The following is a 26,331-nucleotide window of genomic DNA, read 5'->3' as shown; positions in this document are numbered from 1 at the left end:
GGAAAAGGGAACGACTAATATGATTATAGAAAGTTTGAAAGATATAGTAGTAAAGGAACTGGACAGTAAATATACTTTGCAGGAAAAGATCTTTGAAGCAAAAAATTTCACAGTCTATATCGCTACCCATAGAGAAAATAGTCTAGCTTATAACGTACTCGTATTAATAAAGCATCTTTACAATGAAAATCCCTCCGTACATATTTGGCATAAGAAAATTAGTATGGAAGCAACAGAGCTGGAAATTACAAAAGAAGTGACAGAAGCAATTCAATCTGGTTTTGTAAATAAAGAGTAAGCCCTAATCAAATTAGAGCTTACTCTTCATTAAATACAAATGTTTCTTTCATTTGTTTACTCTCATTTACTGGATGGCCGTTGTAAGAGAAGTTCTTTTCTTCCCAAGTAATGATGACTTTGAAATTATGGCTATTAGGGTCTAATGGAAATGCCATGTAGTCAGAGCTTGTATGACTTTTTGAAACGTTATTATTTAAAGTAATAGGATTAAAGGTAGCTTTAGATGCAGGGGTGTTATCAAGTATTTCCACTGATACATTAGATACATCATTACCGATGTTTTTTATGAGTAAACTATAAGTATCATATACATCTTGTTTTGTCTGCACTGCTTGCTTGTTTGTACTATGAGATTTATCAATTTCGATATACCACTGTTTAGACTTTGACGCGGTTGGTAGTGATTGAAATGTATATGCACTAGCTTGTATTGGTAGCGCTAAGCATATAAGAGTAAAGAGAGTTAATATTTTTCGTTTCATTTTTTAAGAGCTCCCATTCTGTAACAGATTTATTTGTTAGTATCTTCTCTTCGTGAGAGGATATACCATATAATGTAAGTGGGGTGTGTATATCGGGCTAGGAATCATCATCTTACAAAAAATAATATACTAAAAATTCTATATAAACTGTTTATTTAATGTAATTAAATATGCTAGAATAAATTTGAAAACGTTTCCTTATATGGAAATAAGAAAGCGTTTTCTATAAAGGGGGGATAGTAGTGATTACATTTTTAGTATCAATCGTTGTATTGATAATTGGTTATTTTACATACGGAAAGTTTATTGAAAAGATATTTGGAGTCAATTACAAAAGAAAGACACCAGCCTATGTAAATCAAGATGGAGTAGATTATGTACCTATGGATAGGCGAAAGAATTCTATGATTCAATTATTAAATATTGCAGGTACTGGACCTATATTTGGACCAATATTAGGTGCTTTATATGGACCGATTGCATTTGTTTGGATTGTAATAGGGGCTATTTTTGCAGGGGCTGTTCATGATTATCTTACAGGGATGATTTCTATTCGAAATAAAGGAGCGCATATTCCTGAATTAGCAGGGAAGTTTTTAGGAAATGCAATGAGGCACATTGTAAATGTTTTTTCACTGTTGCTGTTAGTATTAGTAGGAACTGTGTTTATTACAACACCAGCATCATTACTTGATATTGTATTGCAAGGGAAAGTGTCAATAACTATTATTTTATCCGTTATTTTCGTATATTACATTTTATCTACAATCTTGCCGATTGATAAAATTATTGGAAAGATTTATCCGGTATTAGGTGCATTATTGCTAATAAGTGCTATTGGCATAGGGGGAATGATGATAATAAAAGGTTCTCCTATCCCAGAATTAACGTTTGAAAATATGCATCCAGATAATGCGCCGATTTTTCCATTATTAATGCTGACAATTACATGTGGTGCTTTATCAGGATTTCATGCAACACAATCACCAATTATTTCACGGACACTTCAAACTGAAAAGCACGGTAGATATGTATTTTTTGGCATGATGGTTGCAGAAGCGATTATTGCAATGATCTGGGCAGCAGCTGCGATGAGTATTTTCTCATACGGTGAATTAAATGAGTTAATTAAATCAGGTACACCTGCTGCGGTTGTAAGTGAAATCTCGAAGACAATGCTAGGTGCTGTCGGCGGAACAATTGCTGTTATCGGAGTAATTGTATTACCAATTACATCTGGTGATACTGCATTCCGTGCGGCACGTTCTATCATTGCAGACTATTTCAATTTTAATCAAACGAAATTGAAAAATCGCTTAATGATTGCAATTCCATTGTTTGTAATTGCATACGGTTTAACGAAAATTGATTTCACATTATTATGGAGGTATTTCTCTTGGGCTAACCAATCGACTGCAGCAATTGCGTTATGGATTGGAACGATGTATTTATTCATAAAAGGAAAGTCGTATATTGTTTCCTTAATTCCAGCAATATTTATGACGCTTATGACTGTTATTTATATTTTAAATGCGAAAATTGGTTTTAATATCCCGTTAAACACATCTTATATTATAGGTGCAGTTATTACCGTTATATTAACTGCTATATTCTTTATGAAAGCCATGAAAAATAAAAATGAGAATATTGAAGTAGATGTGCAATTAGAGAAGGAAGCTGTGTAGAGATTTTTCTACACAGTTTTTTCTAATGTGAAAAAATTTCCAATAATATGTTAAAATAACATTGTCATACAACAAGGGGGATTTGTTTTATGGAAAATGGAGTTCTTGCTAAAGTAGATGTAACGAAAAGAATTGAATCAAAATCTAAGTATAATAAGAAACTTGAAAAATATCAAAGGCGCTTATTAGCGTTGCAGCAAATAGTAAAAGAAGAAAAAATCGCAGTTATGCTCGTTATGGAAGGCTGGGATGCAGCTGGAAAAGGCGGAGCGATTAAACGAGTGACGGAACATCTTGATCCACGTGGGTTTCAAGTAAATCCAATTGGAGCACCAGCACCTCATGAAAAACGATACCACTACTTGCAACGTTTCTGGCGGAAACTACCTCAGTATGGGCAAATTACTATTTTTGATCGCTCATGGTACGGCCGTGTGTTAGTGGAGCGTGTTGAAGGTTTTGCTACAAAGGAAGAGTGGACGAGAGCGTATGACGAGATCAACGATTTTGAAAAACTATTAACAGATGATCATTATATAATCGGGAAGTTCTTCTATCATATTAGTAAAGATGAACAATTAAAGAGGTTTAAAGATAGAGAGAACAATCCTTTGAAAAGATGGAAAATTACAGATGAAGATTGGCGTAACCGTGAAAAATGGGATGAGTATGTTGAAGCGATGGAAGACATGTTTGAAAAAACGAATAAGCCAAATGCAAAATGGCAAATCATTGCGAGTAACGATAAATTATACGCTCGATTGAAAACGTTGAAAGTGATTATTTCGTTAATTGAGGATTACCTGTTAGAACATAATATAGAATTACCTTCGTATTATTATGAGATGAAAGAAGGTAAGACAGAAGATTTTGAAACGAATCAAGATATAGTTGTAAAATAATATAAAGTAGAGCCACCCTGTAATTTTGAATTACAAAATTACAGGGTGTTTTTTATTTAGAAGCATTTATCATTAAGTGCTGTTAAAAATTAGAAGATTATTATTTGAAATGGAGGAGCAACAAAATATGAATAAATTTAAGAGTTATAAATTTGGGGATTTTGTTGTTCTATAGTACATTAACAAGGGGGACTAGTTTTATAGAGAGGGTGAGGAAATGATAGATACAGCAGATGCTTTAATAAGTAATCGTATGTATACAGAAGAAGAGCAACAAAAATTATACAAACGAACATTAATAATCGTAAGTATTTCACAAATGTTCGGCGGAGCTGGGTTAGCTGCTGGAATTACAGTAGGTGCACTTCTTGCGCAGCAAATGCTTGGGACAGATGCATTTGCTGGATTACCAGCTGCTATGTTTACGATGGGATCGGCGGTAGCGGCTTTCTTTGTTGGAAAGTTATCGCAAAAACATGGACGCCGCATAGGTCTTGCATCAGGTTTTATGGTAGGTGGATTTGGAGCGATTGGAGTTGTATTGGCAGCTTTAACAAATAGCATTATTCTTTTACTTATTTCTTTACTCATATACGGTGCCGGTACAGCTACAAATCTACAAGCTCGTTATGCTGGAACGGATTTAGCGAATAAGAAGCAAAGAGCAACTGCTATTAGTATTACAATGGTAATGACGACTTTTGGTGCAGTCGCAGGTCCAAATTTAGTAGGTGTAATGGGAAGGTTTGCTCATTCAATTGGAATTCCTGAACTGGCTGGTCCGTTCATATTATCAGCAGCGGCATTTATACTGGCAGGTCTTGTCCTATTTGTTATGCTTCGTCCAGATCCGTTACTTGTTGCTAATATGATAGAAACATATAAACAAGAGCATACATATAAAGGGCAACCAGTAACAGAAGAAGCGACAGAAACCAAACGAGGTATTACAGTTGGAGCTATCGTAATGATACTTACGCAAATCGTGATGGTTGCAATTATGACGATGACGCCAGTTCATATGGGGCACCACGGTCACGGTTTAAGTGCTGTAGGACTTGTGATTGGTTTTCATGTCGGTGCAATGTACCTTCCATCTCTCGTTACGGGAATGCTAATTGATAAAATTGGTAGAACTACGATGAGTATAGCTGGCGGAGTAATTTTACTAGCAGCAGGTGTCATAGCTGCGCTAGCACCGAGCGATTCTTTAATACTATTAATTGTTGCTTTGTCTTTACTTGGATTAGGATGGAACCTTGGTTTAATAAGTGGTACGGCTCAAATTGTTGATGCAACTATACCTTCGACACGTGCAAAAACACAAGGAAAGATAGATGTATTTATTGCACTAGCGGGAGCTTCAGGTGGAGCGATGTCAGGAATGGTAGTAGCAAATTCAAGTTATGCGGCATTGTCATTAGCCGGGGGCGTATTAGCTTTCATGCTTATCCCTGTTGTGATATGGTCCCGAAAAGGGTAACGAAATTGAAGTGAGGTTCTAGTTACTAACTAGAACCTCTTTTTTATATGTTTAGCTTAAATCCCACTCCACAATAAGGCCTAAATGTGTAAGACCACCGCCAAATCCGTACAGTAAAAGTGTGTCTCCGTTATTTAATTTCCCTTCTTTTCTAGCTAAATCTAGAGCGAGTGGAATAGAGACAGAAGAGGTATTCCCCATATATTCCACGCTCGTTAATGTTTTTTGTATTGGAATTTGAGATTTTTCACAAATAGATTCAATCATTCGTAAGTTAGCGCTATGAGGAATGAACCAGTCTATATCATCCATTTTCATATTTGCAGTATGTAACAGTTCTTTTATACCTACTGGCACTGTGCGTGTTGCCCATTTATATACTTCTCTCCCATTTTGAACGATTTTTTCATTTGTTTGCAGTGGAGTGTCATTCATAGTAGTAGATAAGTTTGTTCTGTATAGATGAATACCGCCGTGCCCATTTGTGCCCATATGATACGCGATAAAGCTTGGTTTGTTTTCATCTCTTTCTAATAAAATAGCACCAGCACCATCACCGAATAAAATGCAGGTCGTTCTATCGGTGTAATCAGTAACTTTTGATAATGTCTCTGTCGCTACGACAAGTACTTTTTTATGTGATCCAGAAGTAATCAAGCTATTACCGACGTGCAAGCCATATGTGAAACCAGCGCAAGTTGCATTTAAATCAAATGCCATTGTATGAGGTATGTTGAAGTGTTGTTGTATTTGACACGCGACACTAGGAAAAACAAAGTCAGCAGTCGTTGTAGCGACGATGATACAGTCGATATCTTCTAAGTTCTTTTTAAATGTTGTACATAAATTTTCAATGGCTTTAATGGCTAAGTGTGAGGAGTATTCATCTTCGCTAGCAATTCTTCTTTCCTTCATTCCTGTTCTTTGTACAATCCATTCATCATTTGTATCAATCATTTTTTCTAAATCATGATTAGAGAGTATTTGATTTGGAACATGAGTACCAATTGCAGTAATACGGGATTTAGAATTCATAGGAACAGCTCCTAACTTTATTTTTATAACCTGATACTAATACTAGGTTATAAAAATGTCAATAAAGACTTTTATTTTATTGAAACTAGAATGCTTAACTTACTATGAAGGAATTTGGCGAGTGGTGTAAAAATAGTATACGAGAAGTTTTAAAAATTGATAATGAAGAGAGTTGGGCTCTTTGAAAAGAATTTTGTATATATTTCCTGTTGTCATTATTTGCAGCTTTATTCTTATTGTTTTACCAGAGAAGTCTTACGCTTGTGAGTGTATGAAAGTATCACCAGAAGAGAGGTTACAAAAAACTAATGTAGTGTTTGAAGGTAAGGTATTAGAAGTTCAAGAGAAGGGCGGAAAAATGGAAATATTATTTGAAGTGAAGAAAATTTGGAAAGGGACAAGCTCTTCGCAAGTTATTATATATACAAGTTTTAGTAGCTGTACGTTTCCTTTTGCGGAGGGAGGAGAGTATTTAGTCTTTTCTTCTTATAGAGGAGAAGGACAGTTAGAGACATCTATGTGCAGTGGAACGAAAAGATTAGATGAGGCAGGGGCGGACAAAGTGGCTTTAAGTCAAATTGCAAAAGAGTCTGTTCCAACGAAGGAAGTCGATTTAAAGGATGACATGTTGAACGGTTTAAGTTGGTGGCAAGTTGTTACTCTTTCTGTAGGTCTGTTACTGATAGTAGCTCTTGTGATTTTTAGTGTAAGAAGAATGCGCAAAAAATGACGATTAAAGTAAATATATAAAGAATTTCTTTCTGTTTCTATAGGTGGTTTAACCTTGTGAAAGCGAATTACTTATGCTACACTTTATGTAACTTAAAATGAACGGAGGGGCTTCCTTTGATCTTAATCAGATTACGTCTCAATACTTTGTGCCAATAATTGAATAGCGCTCAAAGGCTCTGTCTGTGTACAGAGTGAACGGGATTGGTCTGCCTATTTTAAAGGAACCCTTTATTAAGCTTATATGTGAAAAAGAGGGAGGGACGAATACGCCCTCTTTTTGTTTTGCCTTTATAAATAGAATGGGATTGTATAGGTGAACACTTATTGTGGATACATATATGATCTTGGGATTTTTTGACTATGAGATAGGATGAAAGCACAGCTTTCTTCTATTTCTTTAGTGAACCCTTACCCGTTTACGAAAACACAGGCAGCGACCTGTGTTTTTTATTTTACGTAATCGAAATGGAGGAATAAATATATGGAAGAATTATTACAAAGAGCAGTATTAGTTGGAGTGAATTTAGGTAATGAAGATGATTTTGCATATTCGATGGAAGAGCTAACGAATCTTGCAGAAGCTTGTGATGTAGAGGTAATTGGGCAAGTGACGCAAAATTTACAACGTGTAAACCCGTCGCATTATATTGGAAAAGGAAAGATTGAAGAAGTAGCAGCCTATATAAATGAAGTAAATGCAAATATGGTCATCTTTAATGACGAATTATCTCCTTCACAAATTCGAAATTTAGAAGCGGATTTAGATTGCAAAGTAATTGACCGTACCATATTAATTTTAGATATTTTTGCGCAACGTGCGAAAACGAAAGAAGCGCAGTTACAAGTAGAAGTAGCCCATCTTCAGTATATGATGCCGCGTTTAATCGGTCTTCGTGAATCGTTAGGAAGACAGAGCGGCGGCGTTGGTACGAAAAATAAAGGTGTCGGTGAGAAGAAATTAGAGTTAGACCGTCGTAAAATTGAAGAACAAATTTCAGTTTTAAATAAAGACTTAGAAGCACTCGTTGCACAGCGTCAAACGCAGCGAAAGCAACGTAAGAAAAATGAAATTCCTGTTGTAGCATTAGTAGGTTATACGAACGCAGGAAAATCAACGACCATGAATGCGATGCTTGAAATTTATAATGGGACAGAAGAAAAACAAGTATTTGAAAAAGATATGTTATTCGCGACGTTAGAAACATCGGTGCGAAATATTGATTTACCAGATAATAAATCATTCTTATTAACAGATACAGTTGGATTTGTAAGTAAATTACCGCATCATCTTGTCAAGGCGTTCCGTTCAACGTTAGAAGAGGTAGCGGAAGCAGACTTACTTATTCATGTTGTAGATTACGCAAATCCAAATTATGAACAGTTAATTGATATTACAAATGAAACGTTAAAGAAAATTGGAGTAGAAAATATCCCAACCATTTATGCTTATAACAAATCAGATATGGTAGATGTTGAAATTCCGAAAGTACAAGAAGACCGCGTTTATTTATCAGCGAAGAAACATGTTGGAATTGAAGAACTTGTCGAAATGATTCGCTCACACATTTATAAAGAGTATACGAAGTGTGAAATGTTAATTCCGTACGATCAAGGACAGGTAGTTTCTTATTTCAATAATCATGCGCACGTTTTATCTACGAGTTATGAAAACGAAGGTACGAAAATAGAAGTAGAATGTAAGACGAGTGATTACGAAAAGTATAAGCGTTTTGCGATTTAATAAAAAAGACGATCCTAATATATGTTAGGATCGCCTTTTTCTTATTCTGTAATAGAGGCCCACTTATAAGAATAAATTCCTGCAAATGGACGAATAACAACACCTTTTACTGTTGTGCGTTCTAAATATACAAGCCCTGATTGGAAGATTGGAGCGATAGCTGCATCATCTTCCAGTAAGATTTTCTCTGCATCTTGAAACGCTTTCCAACGTGCGGATAAATCAGTTGCTAAGGTAGAGCTCGTTTTCTCAATTAATTCGTCGTATTGTTTGTTTGAATAGCTCATCTTATTAAACGGTCCGTCTGTGACGAACATATTTAAAAATGTTGTAGGGTCAGGATAATCTGGTCCCCAAGTAGAAAGTGAAATTTCAAAATCGCCATTTCCTTCGCGATCTAAAAATGCTTTTACTGGAAGGGGCTGTAAAGTGATTTTTAATCCAGGTAAGTTTTTCTCCAGTTCACCTTTTAAAAACTCGCTAATTTTTTTATCGTTAGATTCATCAGTTGTTATGATTGAAAGGGAAGCGTTTTGTAAGTTTGTTTCTTTTTTCGCAGTTTCCCATAGTGTTTTAGCTTCTTTCACATTTGTTTCTACTTTTACATTACTTGTACTGCGAAAATCTTTATTGTCAGGTCCTTTTACGAATCCTTTCGGAACGAATGCATTCGCAGGTATAGAACCATTGTTTAAAATCGTTGTTGCGATTCCTTGTTTATCAAAAGCAAGCGAAATAGCTTTTCGAGCGTTTTTGTTTGCTAATAAAGGATTTTTTTGGCTAAATCGGAAAAACGTCATAGAAGGACGTTCCATTTTCTTTAAGCTCGGATCTTTTTGATATTTATCAACAAACTCTGAATTGATCGTAATTCGGTCTACTTGTTTGCTTTCAAATAAATTAACGGCTGTTGAAGTATCTTTTACGATATTTACATTAATTTCATTTAACTTCACATTTTTATTATCCCAGTAGTTCGGGTTTTTCGTCATTTTGTAACTTGTATCATGTTTCCATTCACTTAATTGAAATGGCCCGTTATAAACTACATTTGCAGCTTCAAGCCCGTAATTTTTCCCTTGTGCTTCTACTACCTTTTGGTTTTGAGGATAAAATGTTGCAAATCCCATTAACCCTAAAAAGTATGGAACAGGGTGTTCTAATTGTACTTCAAGTGTTCTATCATCAATTGCCTTTACACCAAATGAATCAATTGGTAATTCTTTTTTATTTATTTTTTCAGCGTTTTTAATATCGAACATAATATGTGCGTATTCAGAAGCAGTTTCTGGATTTACGGCACGTTTCCATGCATATTCAAAATCATGAGCAGTTACTGGATCGCCATTTGACCATTTTGAATCGTGTAATGTAAATGTATATGTTTTTCCATCTTCGCTCAGTTTGTATGATTCAGCAGCTGCAGGAACAGGTTTATTGTCAGGACCAGGCATATATAATCCTTCCATTACGTTGTTTAATGCAGCGTAAGAAAACCCATCGGTTGCGATAGATGAATCAAGTGTAGAAATTTCCCCAGCTTCTACAATGTTTAATACTTGTTTTGAAGATTCTTTTTTCGTTTCTCCGGTAGTTGTTGCCTCTTGTTTTTGACCACATGCTGTTAAAAACATAGATAATGTGATTGAGAGTGCAACGATTCCTTGCGTCTTTTTCTTCATAGTTGTCATCCTTCCCTTCATCTCTGCCTTAGTATAAAAGAAAATATAGAAAATTTCTATAAATAAATCCGATAAAGCGTATAGAAAAAATATCTTATGTAAGAAGTGATATTTCTGGAAAAAGAAATGAAACCAGTATAGAATAGAAATGTTTCAAAAGTCAGAATTTATTAGGGTTAAAGCTTTACTTTATTACACTTACTTTAATAAATATATATTTTGTACAGGAAGGAGAGATTCATATATGCAGGCAGTTTCGCAAAAAAACACAGTAGAAACACCGACAATATATCGAATACTATTTGCGATTAGTTTCGGTCATTTTTTAAATGACTCGATGCAAGCAGTTGTGCCCGCGTTGTTTCCTATTTTGGAAAAAACGATGAATTTATCCTATATGCAAGTAGGGTGGATTGCGTTTGCATTAAATATGACGTCATCGATTATGCAGCCGGTTTTTGGTATGTATTCGGATAAGAAGCCGTCACCATTTTTATTACCGCTCGGTATGTTTTCAAGTATGCTTGGGATGATCGGACTTGCATTTGCACCGAATTTTATTATTGTTATTATTTCTGTTTTATTTATCGGATTGGGTTCCGCAGTCTTTCATCCAGAAGGTGCCCGGGTTGCTTATATGGCGGCAGGGACGAAACGAGGTTTAGCGCAAGCGATTTATCAAGTGGGAGGAAATACAGGTAATTCTCTAGCTCCTATTTTTACAGCGTTAATTTTCGTTCCGCTTGGGCAAATTGGTTCTTTAGGTTTTACGGCCTTTGCAGCGGTAGGAATAGTGCTATTAATTTTCGTATCAAATTGGTATAGGAATGAATTAGCAACTGGCGCTGTGAGAAGAAAAAAGAGAGCTGCGCTTGAGGCGGAAAATGCGATTGTAAGTACGCATATTAAATTTGTTATTGTACTTCTTGTTTTTCTTACTTTTGTACGTTCTTGGTACGGTGCAGGTATCGGGAATTTCTATCAATTTTACTTAATTGAGCATTACGGTTTATCTATAAAAAATGCCCAGTATTTCGTATTCGCATTTATGATTGCCGGTGTATTAGGAACTTTCTTTGGTGGTCCACTAGCAGATCGATTTGGAAAGAAAACAATTATTGTATTTTCAATGCTAGGTTCAGCACCACTTGCACTTTTATTACCTCACGTTTCGCTCGTGTGGGTCGTACCGTTATTTTTATGTATCGGTTTTATTAGTTCAAGTAGTTTTAGTGTAATTGTTGTTTATGCGCAAGAACTTGTTCCGGGAAAAGTAGGAATGGTATCTGGATTAATTGTAGGGCTTGCGTTTGGACTCGGAGCTTTAGGATCTGTAGTTCTAGGGAAATTGGCTGATATATATAGTCTACAATTCATTATGTTACTATGTAGTTGTTTACCATTAATTGGACTTACTTCATGGTTACTACCAAGTGATAAGAAAACGATAGAATAGGGGATGCGCTATGAAATTATGTGAAAATATAACAGAATTAATAGGAGATACACCTGTCGTCAGATTATCTAAATTTATTCCAGAAGACGCAGCAGATGTGTATGTAAAACTAGAAATGTTTAATCCATCGCGCAGTGTGAAAGACCGTGCTGCCTATAATTTACTGCACGTTGCAGAAGAGAATGGTCTTATCAAACCAGGAGATACAATTATTGAACCGACAAGTGGAAATACAGGGATAGGCTTAGCAATGAATGCAGCTGCGAAAGGGTATAAGGCGATTTTAATTATGCCAGACAATATGTCAAAAGAGCGTATAAATTTATTGAAAGCATATGGAGCGGAAGTAGTTTTAACACCGGCAGAACAAAGAATGCCGGGAGCAATTGCGAAGGCGTTAGAACTGCAAAAGGAAATTCCGAATAGTTTTATTCCGCAGCAATTTGAAAATCCAGCAAACCCGAATATTCATCGTTATACAACTGCACTTGAAATTTATGAACAAATGGATGGAGAGCTTGATGCATTTGTAGCAACGGCTGGAACTGGTGGAACTATTACAGGGACTGGGGAAACATTAAAAGAGAAGCTACCAAACTTATATATTGCAGTAGTAGAACCGAAAGGATCTCCCGTTTTATCAGGCGGTGTGCCAGGTCCTCATAAACTAGTAGGGACAAGTCCGGGGTTTATCCCGAAAAATTTAAATACAGAAGTGTATAACGAAATTATTCAAATTGCAGATGAAGAGGCTTTAACGACAATGAGAAACTTAGCTAGACAAGAAGGTTTATTAGTAGGGCCGTCTTCCGGAGCTTCTGTTTATGCCGCAATTATGATTGCAAAACGTTTAGGTACTGGTAAAAAAGTTTTATGTGTTGCACCTGATACAGGGGAACGTTATTTGAGTATGGGATTATTTGAATGAAATTAATAGGAACCCCTTAATGGTGAAAGAGAGCTATTAAGGGGTTTGTTGTAGGTTATTTAGAGAGGAGAAGCACAATGAAATTATTAAAACCAATATACGAATATAGCGAACAAATTACGGAGTATCGCGATGCGTTTTTACATGCTGATGAACAACCACATGGCAGTAGTTCCCTACAAAATTTTGATTCTCTCAATGAATGGTTTGAAAAAGTGAGAAAGCAGGAACTAGGAGAAAAATTACTGGATAATCGAGTACCATCTAGTCAGTTTTTAAGTTTTGAAAAAGGAGAACTTATAGGTTTTGTAAATATTAGACATCGATTAAACGAAGAATTATTACGAGAAAGTGGTCATATTGGATATAGTGTCCATCCAAATAAACGTCGCCAAGGTTATGCGACAAAACAATTGAAACTTGCACTAGATGAAGCGCAAAAATTAGGATTGAAGAAAGTGTTAATAACTTGTGATAAATCGAATGTCGGCTCTGCTAAAACGATTCAAAAGGTTGGCGGTGTGTTAGAAGATGAAGTGGTTTCTTCTCATAAAAGTGAAATTGTTCAGCGTTATTGGGTAGAAATATGATTCAGTGGAACTTTGAAAAGGAAATGCAATGCTTAATATCGAAATAGATAAATAAAAAGCGAAGTTGTACTGCAATTATAGGGGGAAATGAAGTGGGATTAAAAGAGAAAGCAATAGAAATGTCGGAGATTTATAGGCAAAATCCGAAAGTGGAGGCTATCATTTTAGCGGGTTCAGTAGCTAGAAAGTTAGAAGATGAACATTCAGATATAGAATTACATATTTTATGGTCAATGCCGCCAGAGGATGACGATCGTAAGGGACCTATTCATCGTATTGACGGGACAATTTTGTCATATTATCCTTACGAGGAAGAAGAATGGTCGGAAACATATTTGACGAAAGAAGGAATTAAATTAGAGATTAGTAACTTTTTAACAGAAACAGTAGAGAAAGTTATTTCTGATGTGGTGAATAAATATGATATAAGTTATGAAAAGCAATGTATCGTATCATCCGTTCATGACGGTGTTAGTTTGTATGGGGGAGAGAAAGTGAATGAATTAAAAGATAGAGTGGTAGCATATCCAGAAAATCTAGCGAAACGGATGATTTTAGAAAATCTTTGGTTAAGCAATCGCTGGCATAATCGAGAGGCGCTTTTAAAACGAAAAGACTGGCTTATGCTATATGATGTTATTTGTGAAGCACAAAGAAATATATTTGGAGTCTTATTTGGTTTAAACCGAATGTATGTGCATCATCCTGCCTTTAAATGGATGCCAAATAATGTGGACCGAATGAGTATTAAGCCTGAAAACTTATATGAGCGTATGGCGAATGCATTAATAGGAAAACCAGAGTATAGTGTACAGGAGTTAGAAGTGTTAATCCAAGAGGTATTACAGTTAGTAGAACACCATGCTCCAGAATTACATATTGCCGAACAGCAAAAACGTATTCAATATGCGAAGTAAGAAAGAAGGGATGTAACAATGCGTTACATCCCTTCTTTTTTTATTTAATTAATTTACCTAGTACGGGTAATCGTTGAATCTTATCACCGAGAATATGTGAAGCAAGTCCGCTCGTTAAGACGAATAAAAGGTAAACAATCCCTCCTACAGCGCCGCATATAACAACAATGAGAAGTGATTCCATATAAGATTGTCCAGGAATTAACCATGTTAAAATTGCTTTTAATGCCATCACAACAGCAGACATTGCTGCTGAGTAAATTGTAATAAGAAATACTGTTTTTACTGTTTCACCCATTTTAAATTTCGCAAACTTAACGATGCAGTACAACATAATACTATTTGAAACGAGGTATCCAAGAATGGTTCCAAGTACAGCACCGTGTCCGCCAAATAAATGTAAGAGCGGTGTATTTACTAAAACTTTAACGAGAATACCGACTGAGAAAGCGATCATCGTTTTTCTTTGATAATCGATTCCTTGTAATATGGCAGCTGAAACTGTGAAAATCGCACTTAATATAGCAGAAGGTGCAAATGAAATTAAATATTGTGATCCACCAAGTGCAATTTCAGGATTTACATAAACCATACGGAATGCATCGTAAGCGATGCTAGCAAGGCCAAATGCAGCTGGGATAGTAAAGAATAACAAGACTTGAAATATCTTTGCGATTTGTTCTTGTAATTCTTCTAGTTTCCCGCTTGTATAAGATTTCGTTATAGCAGGAATGATTGTTAAGGAGAATCCAGTTGCAAGTGAAGCTGGAATCATAATTAACTTTTGGGCATAGTTCGTTATATAAGCGAACACTGCATTCGCTGTTTCTAAAGGCTCTCCCATCGCTCTCAGGACATCAGCTACAGTATATTGATCTACTAACGTGTAAAGCGGAATTGCGATGCCGACAAATACAATTGGGATTGCATATCGAAGTAATTCTATATAAATATTTTTTAATGAGAGATTGGATGCTCTTGATTTTAATTCGCCTTCGGGAGGTTTTAATCCATTATATTTTTTCCAGTACACCATTAAAATAGAGACGCTTGCCAGTGCTCCGATAACAGCTCCAAACGTAGCAACTGCAACAGAAGAGGCTACGGAACCTCCTAATAGTTTTGAGACGATAAAGCTACCAACTAAAATGAAAACAACGCGCGCAATTTGTTCTACGACTTGAGAAACAGCACTTGGTTTCATATGTTGAAATCCTTGGAAATAACCACGTGTAACGCTCATTGCTGGTACGATAATCAGTGCGAAACTTAATGCTCGCATCGTAAGTGTTACGTCAGCGATAAATTGTGGATCTGGCGTTTTCGAGCGAATAATAAATTGTGATATGTATGGTGCCCCAATAAATAAAACTAAAAACCCTAAAAAGCCCATAAACAGCATTAATTTTACGCTAGAGTTGTATAATTTTTTGCTTGTACTATAATCACCAAGCGCATTATGCTTTGCAACGAATTTGGAAACGGCAATAGGAATACCGGCAGTTGAAAAGCTTAATAAAATTCCGTACCAAGAGTATGCATATCCATATAAAGCGACCCCTTGTGTTCCGACTAATAATTGAAAAGGGAAGAAGTATATGAAACCTAATATACGTGAAATCATTGTCGCACCGCTTAATAAAGCAGTTCCTTTTAAAACTTTTGAAGTAGACAAAATTCTTTCCTCCTACTCGTGCTGTCTTGCATTCATCGTATACTACTATAAACTTATTAGAGAAATTAATGTAGTATAGAACATAAATATTCTAATATTATTCATTTAAAAGTCACATTTCGAATTTAAAAAAAGAATGTAATACATAAAAATTCAAAATATAAGTTGACACTATTTTTAATGTGTGATAAAAATGATAGTAATCAATTCGGAAAATAATATTTGGGCAATGAAAGGGTATAGTAGTGAATATCTCCCTGTTTCAGAGAGCTGGTGGTTGGTGTGAATCAGCATATAGATTATTCATGAAGTTCGTCCTGGAGCATCTTTCATAAATCTCACATTGTGAGGAAATGAAAGACGGTAGTTTATACCGTTATCAAATAAAGTGGTGAAGATTGTTTCACAACTAGGGTGGTACCGCGATATTTATCGTCCCTACGTATTTACGTAGGGACTTTTTTTATTTAGGTCCTAACTTTGTTGTGGCTTCATAACTAGGGTGGTACCGCGATATTTTATCGTCCCTACGTATTTACGTAGGGGCGTTTTTTATTTAGGTCCTAACTTTGTTATATCTTCATAACTAGGGTGGTACCGCGATATTTTTGTCGTCCCTACGTATTTGCGTAGGGGCGTTTTTTATTATTAGGGAGGAAGTGAGCGTATTAGAAAAGAGTATGGATAGAACAATATAAATACTGAATTGTAAAACAGAAAAAGATAAAGAGAGGAGATTAACAGATGAATTCACAGCAATGGACATCGAAATTAGGTTTCGTATTAGCTGCAGCAGGTTCAGCAATTGGTCTAGGGGCTATTTGGAAGTTCCCGTATATGGCCGGAATTGGAGGGGGCGGCGCGTTCTTCCTTATTTTCATCGGTTTCACATTATTAATTGGTTTACCACTATTATTAGCTGAATTTGTTATCGGAAGAAGTACACAAAAAGAGGCTGTTGATGCGTATAGAGAAATCGCACCAAAAACATTATGGCCATGGCTAGGGAAATTAGGGATTGTAACATGTTTCATATTACTTTCTTTCTACAGTGTTGTAGGAGGCTGGATTTTATTATATTTATGGAATGCAATTACAGGTAGACTATGGGAAGGAAATGGAGCATACGAAGCTACGTTTGGTGAAATCATTTCCAATCCGTATTTAGCAGTAGGATCACAGCTATTATTCATCCTTATTACTATTTTCATTGTAAGTAAAGGTGTACAAAATGGTGTTGAAAAAGTAAATAAATATTTCATGCCAGCGTTATTCGTTTTATTCTTTGTATTAATCGTTCGTGCACTTACGTTAGATGGTGCAGGAGAAGGGGTTCGTTTCTTCTTACAACCTGATTTCTCAAATGTAACATCAGAAGTAATTTTATATGCGATGGGTCAATCGTTCTTCTCATTATCGGTCGGTGTAGCAGTAATGGTAACGTATAGTTCATACTTACCGAAGGAAGAAAGTTTACCGCGTTCGGCATTTTCAATCGTTGGTTTAACACTTGTCATTACATTACTTGCAGGACTTGCAATTTTCCCAGTTGTATTCGCATTTGGATTAGAACCATCGCAAGGACCAGGACTATTATTTATCGTATTACCTGCTATTTTCAGTAAAATGGCGTTCGGAAAAGTGTTCTTCGTTATTTTCTTATTGCTGTTCTTCTTCGCAACGATTACATCGGCTATTTCTATGCTAGAAATTAGTGTTGCGTCGTTAACATCAAAAGGTAAAGGGAAACGCGAGAAAATGGCCTTAATTGTAGGGTTATTAATCTTCGTTGTTGGAGTACCATCAGCATTATCATTTGGTATATTAGGTGATTTGAAAATTTTCGGAAAGACAGTCTTTGATTTAGCGGACTATGCAGTTAGTAACGTACTAATGCCACTTGGTGTTTTATTAGTTTCCATCTTTGTTCCTTTAAAAATGAAGAAAGATGTATTAATGAAAGAACTTGGTGTAAGTAAAAATAAGGGCTATAAATTATTCGTATTATGGTTATTCTTACTTCGCTTTATCGCACCAATTGCGATTATTATCGTATTCTTAAATGTACTTGGCATTATTTAAAAAGAAAGGTAGCGTATCGTTTTATGATACGCTACCTTTTTATTTTGCACTTTTTTGTAATTCATTTACTGTTACGAACTGATAGCCCTTCTTAGATAAAGAGTCTAGAATACCTTCGATAGTCTGTAAATTTTCATTAGACTCATCATACATAGAGTGCAGTAAAATGATAGAACCTGGTTTTACATTTTTAGAAACGTAGTCAATTTTATCTGCCGCAGATTTATAAAAAGTATCAGGTTCAAGATCCCATGTAATCGTTTCGATATTATTTTTATTTAAATAATATGGTAGTCCAATTAATTTTTTTCCATTAGGTGGTCTAAAATCAATTTCGCCTGTAAATCCTATTCGGCGTATTAATGAATTTGTTTTTTCTATTTCTTCTTTAATATAAGAAGGTGTTTTAAAAACCATTCTGTTATGAGAATATGTATGGTTTCCGACTTGGTGTCCAGATTGTATGATAGCTTCTCCTAGCGATAGGTTTTTTTCTAATTCATTTCCGATTAAAAAGAAGGTAGCTTTTGCATGGTATGTATCTAGTAGCGGTAATATTTGTTTTACATTGTTCGTAGGGCCATCATCAAAAGTTAAAGCAACCACTTTTTCATTTGTTTCTACTCGGTTTGTTAAATCTCCAAACAATTGAAAGCCTCTTGCGTTCATCAATTTGTATGTTCCAAATAATGCTACAGTAATAATGAATAATGTAACGATTGTAATGATTATTTTCTTTTTCATAAAGCAACCTCACTATATTTTTGGATTGGACTAAAAAGTATTATATCAAACTAAGTAGTTTCATGCTGTAAAAAGGATGTGGATGCAAGGGGAAGGAATTTATCATATAATGTAATGAAAAAGGTATATTAGGAGGTGTTTACATGGCGATTATCATTCAATTGCCAGACACTGCAGCGTCTCATGCAAAGCCAAGTATGGAAATGGCGATACTTTGCGTGAGGTAGACAAGTAATATACAATTCATCGCCAAAATGAGCTCGTATCATTTTTTGTATTTGGCTTTGCACCTTATTGAAATGAACCATAAAAAATAAGGGGCGAGCAGAAATGAAATACGTAAAAGCTAAGGCAGTTTTACCAGAAAGTTTAATTACTGAAATTCAAAAGTATATACAAGGTGAAACAATTTACATTCCAAAACAAGAAACAAAGCATTATAAATGGGGTACACGCTCTGGAGGAAGAAAACAACTAGATGAAAGAAATAAAGCCATTAAAGAAGCGTTTAAAAGTGGGATTACTGTTCATCAACTTGCAGAGGAGTATTTTCTTTCCGGAGAAACGATTAAAAAGATTGTGTACTCTAAATGAAATAAAAGAGTCTCGTTCAAATATCATTTTGAACGAGACTCTTTTTGCTTTGCCCGTATTGGATATATGGGGTGTGGATGGGCATGATAATAGAAAAAAATGAATCATAATTATATCGTATAGAAACGTGAATAGAAATAAAAACGTTATATTACACATATTACAGAAAGGTGAACGATTATGAATCATCTTGGGCAAATAACGATAGAACTTTTTGTTGGTTTTTTTGTTTTATTAATTGCTACTAAAATATTAGGGAAAACACAAATATCGCAGCTAACACCTTTTGATTTTATTTCTGCCATTGTAATCGGAGAACTCGTTGGAAACACCGTATATGATCCTGAGGTGAGAGTGTGGTCTATTTTATACGCTGTTTTTGTATGGGTAATTTTAATTTACGCAATAGAAGTAATAACACAAAAATTTAGAAGGACAAGAAAGTTCTTTGAAGGATACCCTTCTATTATCATTCGTAATGGGCATATTGACAGAGAACAATTAAAATCGAATCATTTGGATATTAACCAATTACAACAAATGCTTAGGCAACAAAAAGATATATTTTCGATTCGAGAAGTTGAATATATGATATTAGAACCTAACGGAAACATAAGTGTATTGAAAAAAAGTAAATATGAATCTCCCACTATAAATGATTTAAGCTTAAAACATAAGCCTGTATACTTACCAATTTCATTAATTAGTGATGGGAAAGTAGTGAAGGATAATTTGAGGGAAGCAGGTTTTGATGAAGGATGGCTGTATAAACAAATAAAGAAAAAAGGGATTACTAAATTTGAAGACGTGTTATATGCAGAATGGAAAACAGACGAGGGTTTCTTTTGTCAGGAAATGAAGCGGTAGAACATAATCGGAATATGTAATATTCGTTTCTAAGTTATCTTTTACATATCAAAAAGCTGAATCTTTGTATACAATAAAACTAGATCAACAATTTGTATGGAGTGATAAAGATGGAAGCTTTTATTAGAAGTGATCAATACAATTTTATAAAATCACAAGCTTATATTTTAGCGAATGGGCATGCAACGGCAAATGATAGAGGTGTAATTCAAGCGTTAAAATCACTAGCGATTGAAAAGATAATACATGTATTTGAGAATTTAACGGATGAACAGAAAGAGTTAATTGATACGGTATTAACAGTTCAAAATAGAGAAGATGCAGAATCGTTTTTACTGAAAATAAATCCGTATGTCATTCCGTTTCAGGAAGTTACAGCGCAAACATTAAAAAAATTATTTCCTAAAGCGAAAAAGTTGAAACTTCCTGATATGGAAGAACTAGATATGAAAGAATTATCTTATTTAAGTTGGATTGATAAAGGGTCAAGCAGGAAATTTATTATAGCGAAAAATGATAAAAATAAGTTTGTTGGTCTGCAAGGAACATTCCAAAGTTTAAATAAAAAGAGCATTTGTTCTTTATGTCACGGACATGAAGAAGTAGGAATGTTTTTAGTTGAAATTAAAGGTGATATACCAGGAACTTTCGTTAAAAAGGGAAACTATATTTGTAAAGACGGTGTAGCTTGTAATCAGAATATGAAATCACTTGATAAATTACAGGATTTTATTGAGAGATTGAAGAAATAAAACGGAAGACCTCTAGTGCTTAAACTGGAGGTCTTTTATTTTGAAAATGGTAATAGATTTCCTTTTTGAAAGATATAATTTATAAATAAAACATAGGAGAGTTGAAGAAATGTTTAAAAAGTTTTTACTTTCTTTACTGGATGTTTTACTGGTATGCGTTGTTTTCTACATAACATACACAACTACTCTTAGTTTTGTACAGATGTTAGTAATTTCAATTGCAATCGGAATCATTGGTGGTCTTGTTCTAAGAATTTGTACGGATTTATTCACATTTATCAAGTGGACAATCAAACAAAGAAAATCTTGAATATATTGATAGCTATTAGGAGGAAACGAAATGACTAAGAAAAAGAGTAGAGTGAAAAATGAAATATTACTTTGGACATTAACAGCGGTTGTTCTCATCATTGTATGGTACTTTTTTCAAAGATAAAAACGCATCGCACTTTGAAAAGAGAGCACGATGCGTTTTTATTATTTTTTTTGCCAATTTTCTTTTATAAAGTCTTCACGGCCAGATTCTTTTTGCTCAGTAGCATATTTCTCTGGGTTCTTTTTATAGAAATGTTGATGGTATTCTTCAGCCTCATAAAAAGGTGCAGCCGGGCGAATTTCAGTTACAATTGGATCTTTAAACATACCGCTTTCTGCAAGAGAATGTTTTGATTTTTCAGCAAGCTCTTTTTGTGTTTCGGTATGATAAAAAATAGCGGTGCGATAAGATGGACCACGGTCAAAGAATTGTCCGCCATCATCAGTTGGATCGATTTGTGGCCAATATAAATTTAATAATTTTTCATATGGAAAAATAGAAGGATCAAATGTAATTTGTACAACTTCTAAATGACCAGATGTACCCGCTTTTACTTGTTCATATGTTGGGTTTTCTACATGACCACCTGCATAGCCGGAAAGTACTTTATGAATACCGGGAAGTTCATCAAAAGGCTTTACCATGCACCAAAAGCAACCGCCTGCGAAGGTTGCGAGTTCGTATGTTTTTTCGGACATTGCTGTAATCCTCCTAAATATATATGTTTTATATAGTATTATATAAATTGTTTTATTGCGCAATAAAAAAGATTTGAAAATATATGCTTTTTTATAAACAAGATCCTCCGCTAACATCAATTAATTGTCCAGTAACCCAGCGGCTGTCTGGAGAAGCGAGAAATGCAGCAGTGTCGGCAATGTCTTCTACTTCACCTAAGCGATTGAAAGCGGAAATAGTAGTGGCGTATTGTTTCATCATTGGGTCACTCAAGAGTTCTGCATTCATATCTGTTTTAATAAATCCTGGAAGTATTGCATTCACTGTTATTCCTCTTGCTCCGAGCTGTTTTGCTAGTGTGAAAGTCATTGTATTAATAGCGCCTTTCGTCATACTATATGCAATGAAATCAGGTAAAGAAATTCGTGTGGCAGCGGATGAAATATTAATAATTCGGCTATTGTCACGTAAACGAGATAGAGCTTGTTGGATGATAAAGAATGGTGCTTTTGCATTTACTGAAACCATTCTATCAAAAAATTGTTCAGTCGTTTCTTCAATAAAAGCACCAGGACCAATTCCAGCGTTGTTTATTAAAATATCAAATTTAGTACTACCAGTTCTGTTTTGTAATTCGTTATCTAAAGAACTATAAAGAGCTTCTACACCATGTAAAGATTCAAGGTTTGCACCGATGGAAAAAGCTGATCCGCCATTTGACTGGATTTCATAAACGGTTTCTTCAGCTTCTTCTTTTCGATTACCATAATGAATAGCAACTAATGCACCGTCGTTTGCTAAACGTTTTGCAATAGCACGTCCAATTCCTCGGCTTGCTCCTGTAACTAATGCTACTTTTCCTTTTAACATAGTTTTCTCATCTCCTCATAAATTTTAAATGTTTTTAAGTTATTTTTCTTTATGTAGTAATGCGGACATACTTAAGTAATATATGAGTATGTGTAAGAAGTTCATTCCTGTTTTGTTTTGAGAAAAAATAAATAGACTTCGCATAAATTGATTGAATTTTATTTTTTTTTAGAAAAACATGTTGACAATGAAAAGAACAACGTCCTATAATACGTTTAACAAATGAAAGTTAATTAAGAATTTTCTAATTTTAAATGTTGTATATGCAAAGAAGAGGAAAGTAGATGATTATGATCGTTTCAGAGAGCTACTCCTAGGCTGTGAGAGTAGTAACAATCGAATCATTGAAGATCACCTCGGAGCATCGCTTGCGAAAGGGAAACTGAGTAGAGGGCGGCGGCATCGTCTCCGGTAAAAGGACGGGGGTCTAATTGGACCTACAGAGCTTATATTTCGTGAGAAGTATAAGGAAGCTGAGTGGTAACGCGAAACTCTCGCCTCAGCAATCGAAGCTACTAAATTGTAGTAGTTGATTGCTGAGGCGAGAGTTTTTATTTTTAAAAAATTGAATAAGAGAATGCGTAGAAGAGGAGAGTAAATGATAGGCATTGTTTCAGAGAGCTACCCCTAGGCTGTGAGGGTGGTAACAATCGAGTCTTTGAAAATCACCTCGGAGTACTACTTTTGAAACTAGTAAAAAGTAGCGGAGTTGTTGCCGATAGAAAAACAAAAGTCTAATTGGACTTGCAGAGCTTACATTTCGTGAGAAGTGTAAGGAAGCTGAGTGGTACCACGATTCCCTCGTCTCAGCAATGGATTGCTACAAGTATGTAAGTAATTGATTGTTGAGACGAGTATATTTTTAAGATTTATATACTGAATATTCTGTTAAAAATAATCATCTCAGCAATCGATATAGAAATAGATTGCAAAAATAGAGAGAAAAAAAGAGGAGCGATGTGAGATGGGAAACCAGTACATTTATATGAATGGGGAATTGGTAGAAAAAGAAAAGGCAGTTGTTTCAGTATATGATCACGGTTTTTTATACGGAGACGGTGTATTTGAAGGAATTCGTAGTTACGGTGGAAATGTATTTTGTTTAAAAGAACATGTAAAACGATTGTATGAATCGGCAAAATCTATTTTACTTACAATCCCGCTGACGGTTGACGAAATGGAAGAAGCAGTTTTACAGACACTTCAAAAAAATGAGTATGCAGATGCTTACATTCGCTTAATTGTTTCAAGAGGAAAAGGGGACTTAGGACTCGATCCGAGAAGCTGTGTGAAACCGAGCGTTATTATCATTGCAGAACAATTAAAATTATTCCCTCAGGAATTTTACGATAACGGACTAAGTGTTGTATCTGTTGCATCAAGACGTAATACGCCAGATGCATTAGACCCACGAATTAAGTCAATGAACTACTTAAATAACGTACTTGTAAAAATTGAAGCGGCACAAGCAGGAGTGCTAGAAGCACTTATGTTAAATCAACAAGGATATGTTTGTGAAGGATCTGGAGATAATGTTTTCGTTGTGAAAGATGGAAAAGTGTTAACACCTCCGTCATATTTAGGGGCATTAGAAGGTATTACGAGAAATAGTGTTATCGAGTTATGTGAGCGACTGAGTATTCCGTGTGAGGAAAGACCATTCACTCGCCATGACGTATATGTAGCGGATGAAGTGTTTTTAACAGGAACGGCAGCTGAATTAATTCCAGTTGTAAAGGTGGATTCAAGAGAAATTGGAGATGGGAAACCAGGAAGTGTAACGAAACAATTGACTGAGGAATTTAAAAAGTTAACGAGAGAAAGAGGCGTACGTGTCCCAGGGCTGGCAGAAAGCTTACTGTAGGTAGGGAGAGGAGTTAATTGAAATGAAGCAATATACAACCTATGAGAAATTGCAGTGTGAAGAAGTGACAGGAGCTGGACACGTTATTCAATGCTTAAAGAAATTAGGCGTAACGACTGTTTTCGGTTATCCGGGCGGAGCAATTTTACCAGTGTACGATGCGCTATATGAAAGTGGATTGAAGCATATATTAACTCGTCATGAACAAGCTGCTATTCATGCGGCTGAAGGTTATGCAAGAGCTTCTGGAAAGGTCGGGGTAGTATTTGCTACCTCTGGCCCAGGGGCGACGAATTTAGTTACAGGCTTAGCAGATGCTTATATGGATTCGATTCCTTTAGTTGTCATTACAGGGCAAGTTGCAACACCACTCATTGGAAAAGACGGGTTTCAAGAAGCTGATGTTGTCGGAATTACAGTACCTGTTACGAAGCATAATTACCAAGTTCGTGATGTGAATCAGTTATCACGTATTGTACAAGAAGCTTTTTACATCGCCGAAAGCGGGCGGCCAGGACCAGTATTAATTGATATTCCAAAAGATGTTCAAATTGAAAAGGTAACAAGTTTTTACAATGAAGTAATTGAGATTCCAGGATACAAACTAGAGCCTAGGCCAGATAGTATGAAGCTTAGAGAAGTGGCTAAAGCCATTTCAGAAGCAAAACGCCCACTTCTTTATATCGGAGGAGGAATCATTCATGCAGATGGATCTGAAGAACTTATTCAGTTTGCGAGGAAGAAGGGGATTCCTGTCGTTTCCACTTTAATGGGACTTGGTGCATATCCGCCGGGAGATCCATTATTTTTAGGAATGCTCGGTATGCATGGAACGTACGCAGCAAACATGGCAGTAACAGAATGTGATTTACTGCTTGCGTTAGGTGTTCGTTTTGATGACCGTGTAACAGGAAAACTGGAACTTTTTTCTCCGCATTCGAAAAAGGTACATATTGATATAGATCCTTCAGAGTTTCAAAAAAATGTAGCGGTAGAGTATCCAGTTGTTGGTGATGTAAAAAAAGCATTACACATGCTGTTACATATGTCTATTCATACACAAACAGACGAATGGCTTCAGAAAGTAAAGACATGGAAAGAAGAATATCAACTTTCTTATAAGCAAAAAGAATCTGAGTTAAAACCACAACATGTCATCAACTTAGTAAGCGAATTAACGAATGGTGAAGCGATTGTGACGACAGAAGTAGGACAGCATCAAATGTGGGCTGCGCATTTTTATAAAGCGAAAAACCCGCGGACTTTTCTAACATCTGGTGGGTTAGGAACGATGGGATTCGGTTTCCCAGCGGCAATAGGTGCTCAGCTTGCTAAAGAAGAAGAACTTGTCATTTGTATCGCGGGCGATGCTTCTTTTCAAATGAACATTCAAGAACTGCAAACAATTGCTGAAAATAACATCCCTGTAAAAGTATTTATAATAAACAACAAATTTTTAGGGATGGTAAGGCAATGGCAAGAAATGTTTTATGAAAACCGATTGTCAGAGTCGAAAATTGGATCGCCAGATTTTGTGAAAGTGGCAGAAGCTTATGGGGTGAAAGGATTAAGAGCGAAAAATGCAACCGAGGCGAAACAAGTGATGTTAGAAGCATTTGCTCATAAAGGCCCTGTCGTAGTTGATTTTTGTGTAGAAGAAGGTGAAAACGTATTTCCGATGGTTCCGCCAAATAAAGGGAATAACGAAATGATTATGAAGAGGTGGGAAGAATGAGTCATACTTTTTCATTAGTTATCGATAACGATCCAAATGTCTTATTACGTATAAGTGGAATTTTTGCTCGGCGTGGTTATTATATTTCTTCATTAAATTTAAATGAAAGTGAAATGGAGTTAACGGCAGTTTGTACAGAACAAGAAGCAACATTACTCGTTGGTCAGTTGAAAAAGTTAATCAATGTACTACAAGTAAACAAATTATAAGGAGTGTATGGA

General features: G+C 35.5%; 25 protein-coding genes and 3 other annotated features. Of the genes, 18 read left to right on the top strand and 7 right to left on the bottom strand.

Annotation, left to right across the window (positions count from 1 at the left end; genetic code table 11):
- Window positions 1-19: 19 nt before the first annotated feature.
- A complete protein-coding gene (locus tag AC0L0O_RS16060; RefSeq protein WP_001983196.1) occupies window positions 20-298 on the top strand; it encodes a hypothetical protein in 279 nt (92 codons plus the stop codon).
- A gap of 19 nt (window positions 299-317) precedes the next feature.
- Here AC0L0O_RS16060 and AC0L0O_RS16055 read toward each other — a convergent pair whose 3' ends face one another.
- Entirely contained in the window at window positions 318-782 is a 465-nt protein-coding gene (locus AC0L0O_RS16055; RefSeq protein ID WP_375361618.1) for a hypothetical protein, read from the bottom strand.
- Window positions 783-1,024: 242 nt separating this feature from the next.
- On the opposite strand from AC0L0O_RS16055, the gene AC0L0O_RS16050 reads away from it, so the two are divergent.
- The 3 genes from AC0L0O_RS16050 to AC0L0O_RS16040 all read left to right on the top strand — a co-directional run bounded on the left by AC0L0O_RS16050 (window position 1,025) and on the right by AC0L0O_RS16040 (window position 4,852).
- Complete coding sequence (locus AC0L0O_RS16050) at window positions 1,025-2,467, top strand: carbon starvation CstA family protein (RefSeq protein ID WP_375361617.1); 1,443 nt, start codon at window positions 1,025-1,027, stop codon at window positions 2,465-2,467.
- A gap of 89 nt (window positions 2,468-2,556) precedes the next feature.
- Window positions 2,557-3,369, top strand: a complete 813-nt coding sequence (locus tag AC0L0O_RS16045; RefSeq protein ID WP_375361616.1) for a polyphosphate kinase 2 family protein — start codon at window positions 2,557-2,559, stop codon at window positions 3,367-3,369.
- 217 nt (window positions 3,370-3,586) lie between these two features.
- Window positions 3,587-4,852, top strand: coding sequence for an MFS transporter (locus AC0L0O_RS16040; protein WP_473785875.1), 1,266 nt, complete (start codon window positions 3,587-3,589; stop codon window positions 4,850-4,852).
- Window positions 4,853-4,903: 51 nt separating this feature from the next.
- Here AC0L0O_RS16040 and AC0L0O_RS16035 read toward each other — a convergent pair whose 3' ends face one another.
- A complete protein-coding gene (locus AC0L0O_RS16035; protein WP_001086315.1) occupies window positions 4,904-5,887 on the bottom strand; it encodes a ketoacyl-ACP synthase III in 984 nt (327 codons plus the stop codon).
- A 181-nt stretch (window positions 5,888-6,068) separates the two neighbouring features.
- On the opposite strand from AC0L0O_RS16035, the gene AC0L0O_RS16030 reads away from it, so the two are divergent.
- On the top strand, window positions 6,069-6,617 hold the full coding sequence (locus tag AC0L0O_RS16030; RefSeq protein ID WP_000822218.1) for a cobalt transporter CbiN: 549 nt from the start codon (window positions 6,069-6,071) through the stop codon (window positions 6,615-6,617).
- 483 nt (window positions 6,618-7,100) lie between these two features.
- Window positions 7,101-8,360 (top strand): GTPase HflX, encoded by a 1,260-nt coding sequence (hflX, locus tag AC0L0O_RS16025; protein ID WP_000391876.1) that lies wholly within the window; start codon window positions 7,101-7,103, stop codon window positions 8,358-8,360.
- A gap of 41 nt (window positions 8,361-8,401) precedes the next feature.
- On the opposite strand, the gene AC0L0O_RS16020 is transcribed toward hflX, so the two are convergent.
- Window positions 8,402-10,042 (bottom strand): peptide ABC transporter substrate-binding protein, encoded by a 1,641-nt coding sequence (locus AC0L0O_RS16020; protein WP_473785874.1) that lies wholly within the window; start codon window positions 10,040-10,042, stop codon window positions 8,402-8,404.
- Between the two features lie 244 nt (window positions 10,043-10,286).
- Here AC0L0O_RS16020 and AC0L0O_RS16015 point away from each other — a divergent pair, with 244 nt between their 5' ends.
- The 4 genes from AC0L0O_RS16015 to AC0L0O_RS16000 all read left to right on the top strand — a co-directional run bounded on the left by AC0L0O_RS16015 (window position 10,287) and on the right by AC0L0O_RS16000 (window position 13,933).
- The gene (locus tag AC0L0O_RS16015; RefSeq protein ID WP_001149429.1) at window positions 10,287-11,498 is read left to right on the top strand and encodes an MFS transporter; all 1,212 of its coding nucleotides are present in this window, start codon (window positions 10,287-10,289) and stop codon (window positions 11,496-11,498) included.
- A 10-nt stretch (window positions 11,499-11,508) separates the two neighbouring features.
- Window positions 11,509-12,426, top strand: coding sequence for a cysteine synthase A (cysK, locus tag AC0L0O_RS16010; protein ID WP_000762249.1), 918 nt, complete (start codon window positions 11,509-11,511; stop codon window positions 12,424-12,426).
- 77 nt (window positions 12,427-12,503) lie between these two features.
- Window positions 12,504-13,016: a GNAT family N-acetyltransferase gene (locus tag AC0L0O_RS16005; RefSeq protein WP_000771292.1), complete on the top strand. Its 513-nt coding sequence runs from the start codon at window positions 12,504-12,506 to the stop codon at window positions 13,014-13,016.
- Between the two features lie 92 nt (window positions 13,017-13,108).
- The gene (locus tag AC0L0O_RS16000; RefSeq protein ID WP_473785873.1) at window positions 13,109-13,933 is read left to right on the top strand and encodes a DUF4037 domain-containing protein; all 825 of its coding nucleotides are present in this window, start codon (window positions 13,109-13,111) and stop codon (window positions 13,931-13,933) included.
- A 40-nt stretch (window positions 13,934-13,973) separates the two neighbouring features.
- On the opposite strand, the gene AC0L0O_RS15995 is transcribed toward AC0L0O_RS16000, so the two are convergent.
- Window positions 13,974-15,608 carry a putative polysaccharide biosynthesis protein gene (locus tag AC0L0O_RS15995; protein ID WP_000107884.1) on the bottom strand — a complete coding sequence of 545 codons (1,635 nt, stop codon included), beginning with the start codon at window positions 15,606-15,608 and terminating at the stop codon, window positions 13,974-13,976.
- 220 nt (window positions 15,609-15,828) lie between these two features.
- Window positions 15,829-16,051, top strand: a binding site (T-box leader).
- A gap of 301 nt (window positions 16,052-16,352) precedes the next feature.
- Here AC0L0O_RS15995 and AC0L0O_RS15990 point away from each other — a divergent pair.
- Complete coding sequence (locus AC0L0O_RS15990; RefSeq protein ID WP_001088195.1) at window positions 16,353-17,690, top strand: sodium-dependent transporter; 1,338 nt, start codon at window positions 16,353-16,355, stop codon at window positions 17,688-17,690.
- Window positions 17,691-17,729: 39 nt separating this feature from the next.
- Here the strand turns inward: AC0L0O_RS15990 and AC0L0O_RS15985 are convergent, their stop codons facing one another.
- A complete protein-coding gene (locus tag AC0L0O_RS15985) occupies window positions 17,730-18,434 on the bottom strand; it encodes a polysaccharide deacetylase family protein (RefSeq protein ID WP_473785872.1) in 705 nt (234 codons plus the stop codon).
- A 330-nt stretch (window positions 18,435-18,764) separates the two neighbouring features.
- Between AC0L0O_RS15985 and AC0L0O_RS15980 the strand changes: the two genes are divergently transcribed.
- The 4 genes from AC0L0O_RS15980 (at window position 18,765) to AC0L0O_RS15965 (ending at window position 20,957) form a co-directional block, all read left to right on the top strand.
- Entirely contained in the window at window positions 18,765-19,028 is a 264-nt protein-coding gene (locus AC0L0O_RS15980; protein ID WP_000878320.1) for a CD3324 family protein, read from the top strand.
- Between the two features lie 180 nt (window positions 19,029-19,208).
- Window positions 19,209-19,895, top strand: coding sequence for a DUF421 domain-containing protein (locus tag AC0L0O_RS15975; protein WP_001015967.1), 687 nt, complete (start codon window positions 19,209-19,211; stop codon window positions 19,893-19,895).
- A gap of 110 nt (window positions 19,896-20,005) precedes the next feature.
- A complete protein-coding gene (locus AC0L0O_RS15970) occupies window positions 20,006-20,647 on the top strand; it encodes a FusB/FusC family EF-G-binding protein (RefSeq protein WP_000387058.1) in 642 nt (213 codons plus the stop codon).
- 109 nt (window positions 20,648-20,756) lie between these two features.
- Window positions 20,757-20,957 (top strand): hypothetical protein, encoded by a 201-nt coding sequence (locus tag AC0L0O_RS15965; RefSeq protein ID WP_000473060.1) that lies wholly within the window; start codon window positions 20,757-20,759, stop codon window positions 20,955-20,957.
- 167 nt (window positions 20,958-21,124) lie between these two features.
- Here the strand turns inward: AC0L0O_RS15965 and msrA are convergent, their stop codons facing one another.
- A complete protein-coding gene (gene msrA / locus AC0L0O_RS15960) occupies window positions 21,125-21,661 on the bottom strand; it encodes a peptide-methionine (S)-S-oxide reductase MsrA (RefSeq protein ID WP_001291878.1) in 537 nt (178 codons plus the stop codon).
- A 91-nt stretch (window positions 21,662-21,752) separates the two neighbouring features.
- On the bottom strand, window positions 21,753-22,511 hold the full coding sequence (locus AC0L0O_RS15955) for an SDR family oxidoreductase (RefSeq protein WP_000911797.1): 759 nt from the start codon (window positions 22,509-22,511) through the stop codon (window positions 21,753-21,755).
- Between the two features lie 259 nt (window positions 22,512-22,770).
- Window positions 22,771-23,016 (top strand) — a binding site (T-box leader).
- Between the two features lie 68 nt (window positions 23,017-23,084).
- Window positions 23,085-23,323 (top strand) — a binding site (T-box leader).
- A 152-nt stretch (window positions 23,324-23,475) separates the two neighbouring features.
- Between AC0L0O_RS15955 and ilvE the strand changes: the two genes are divergently transcribed.
- The 3 genes from ilvE to AC0L0O_RS15940 are packed head-to-tail and all read left to right on the top strand — an operon-like array spanning window position 23,476 to window position 26,319.
- A complete protein-coding gene (ilvE, locus tag AC0L0O_RS15950; RefSeq protein ID WP_473785871.1) occupies window positions 23,476-24,375 on the top strand; it encodes a branched-chain-amino-acid transaminase in 900 nt (299 codons plus the stop codon).
- A gap of 22 nt (window positions 24,376-24,397) precedes the next feature.
- Entirely contained in the window at window positions 24,398-26,110 is a 1,713-nt protein-coding gene (gene ilvB, locus AC0L0O_RS15945) for an acetolactate synthase large subunit (RefSeq protein WP_473785870.1), read from the top strand.
- Window positions 26,107-26,319 carry an ACT domain-containing protein gene (locus AC0L0O_RS15940; RefSeq protein WP_000019906.1) on the top strand — a complete coding sequence of 71 codons (213 nt, stop codon included), beginning with the start codon at window positions 26,107-26,109 and terminating at the stop codon, window positions 26,317-26,319. Before ilvB ends, AC0L0O_RS15940 begins: the two co-directional genes overlap by 4 nt.
- Window positions 26,320-26,331: the final 12 nt, after the last annotated feature.

Source organism: Bacillus sp. GS3m_15504 (genome assembly GCF_055825275.1).
The sequence above is the reverse complement of the archived record's forward strand: the minus strand, read 5'-3'. Positions and strand labels throughout refer to the sequence as shown.

Bases quoted from the DNA above. Each gene is read 5' to 3' on its own strand.
- AC0L0O_RS16060 (WP_001983196.1), top strand. From the start codon at position 20: ATGATTATAGAAAGTTTGAAAGATATAGTAGTAAAGGAACTGGACAGT.
- AC0L0O_RS16055 (WP_375361618.1), bottom strand. From the start codon at position 782: ATGAAACGAAAAATATTAACTCTCTTTACTCTTATATGCTTAGCGCTA.
- AC0L0O_RS16045 (WP_375361616.1), top strand. From the start codon at position 2,557: ATGGAAAATGGAGTTCTTGCTAAAGTAGATGTAACGAAAAGAATTGAA.
- AC0L0O_RS16040 (WP_473785875.1), top strand. From the start codon at position 3,587: ATGATAGATACAGCAGATGCTTTAATAAGTAATCGTATGTATACAGAA.
- AC0L0O_RS16035 (WP_001086315.1), bottom strand. From the start codon at position 5,887: ATGAATTCTAAATCCCGTATTACTGCAATTGGTACTCATGTTCCAAAT.
- hflX (WP_000391876.1), top strand. From the start codon at position 7,101: ATGGAAGAATTATTACAAAGAGCAGTATTAGTTGGAGTGAATTTAGGT.
- AC0L0O_RS16020 (WP_473785874.1), bottom strand. From the start codon at position 10,042: ATGAAGAAAAAGACGCAAGGAATCGTTGCACTCTCAATCACATTATCT.
- AC0L0O_RS16015 (WP_001149429.1), top strand. From the start codon at position 10,287: ATGCAGGCAGTTTCGCAAAAAAACACAGTAGAAACACCGACAATATAT.
- cysK (WP_000762249.1), top strand. From the start codon at position 11,509: ATGAAATTATGTGAAAATATAACAGAATTAATAGGAGATACACCTGTC.
- AC0L0O_RS16005 (WP_000771292.1), top strand. From the start codon at position 12,504: ATGAAATTATTAAAACCAATATACGAATATAGCGAACAAATTACGGAG.
- AC0L0O_RS15990 (WP_001088195.1), top strand. From the start codon at position 16,353: ATGAATTCACAGCAATGGACATCGAAATTAGGTTTCGTATTAGCTGCA.
- AC0L0O_RS15985 (WP_473785872.1), bottom strand. From the start codon at position 18,434: ATGAAAAAGAAAATAATCATTACAATCGTTACATTATTCATTATTACT.
- AC0L0O_RS15980 (WP_000878320.1), top strand. From the start codon at position 18,765: ATGAAATACGTAAAAGCTAAGGCAGTTTTACCAGAAAGTTTAATTACT.
- AC0L0O_RS15975 (WP_001015967.1), top strand. From the start codon at position 19,209: ATGAATCATCTTGGGCAAATAACGATAGAACTTTTTGTTGGTTTTTTT.
- AC0L0O_RS15970 (WP_000387058.1), top strand. From the start codon at position 20,006: ATGGAAGCTTTTATTAGAAGTGATCAATACAATTTTATAAAATCACAA.
- AC0L0O_RS15965 (WP_000473060.1), top strand. From the start codon at position 20,757: ATGTTTAAAAAGTTTTTACTTTCTTTACTGGATGTTTTACTGGTATGC.
- msrA (WP_001291878.1), bottom strand. From the start codon at position 21,661: ATGTCCGAAAAAACATACGAACTCGCAACCTTCGCAGGCGGTTGCTTT.
- AC0L0O_RS15955 (WP_000911797.1), bottom strand. From the start codon at position 22,511: ATGTTAAAAGGAAAAGTAGCATTAGTTACAGGAGCAAGCCGAGGAATT.
- ilvE (WP_473785871.1), top strand. From the start codon at position 23,476: ATGGGAAACCAGTACATTTATATGAATGGGGAATTGGTAGAAAAAGAA.
- ilvB (WP_473785870.1), top strand. From the start codon at position 24,398: ATGAAGCAATATACAACCTATGAGAAATTGCAGTGTGAAGAAGTGACA.
- AC0L0O_RS15940 (WP_000019906.1), top strand. From the start codon at position 26,107: ATGAGTCATACTTTTTCATTAGTTATCGATAACGATCCAAATGTCTTA.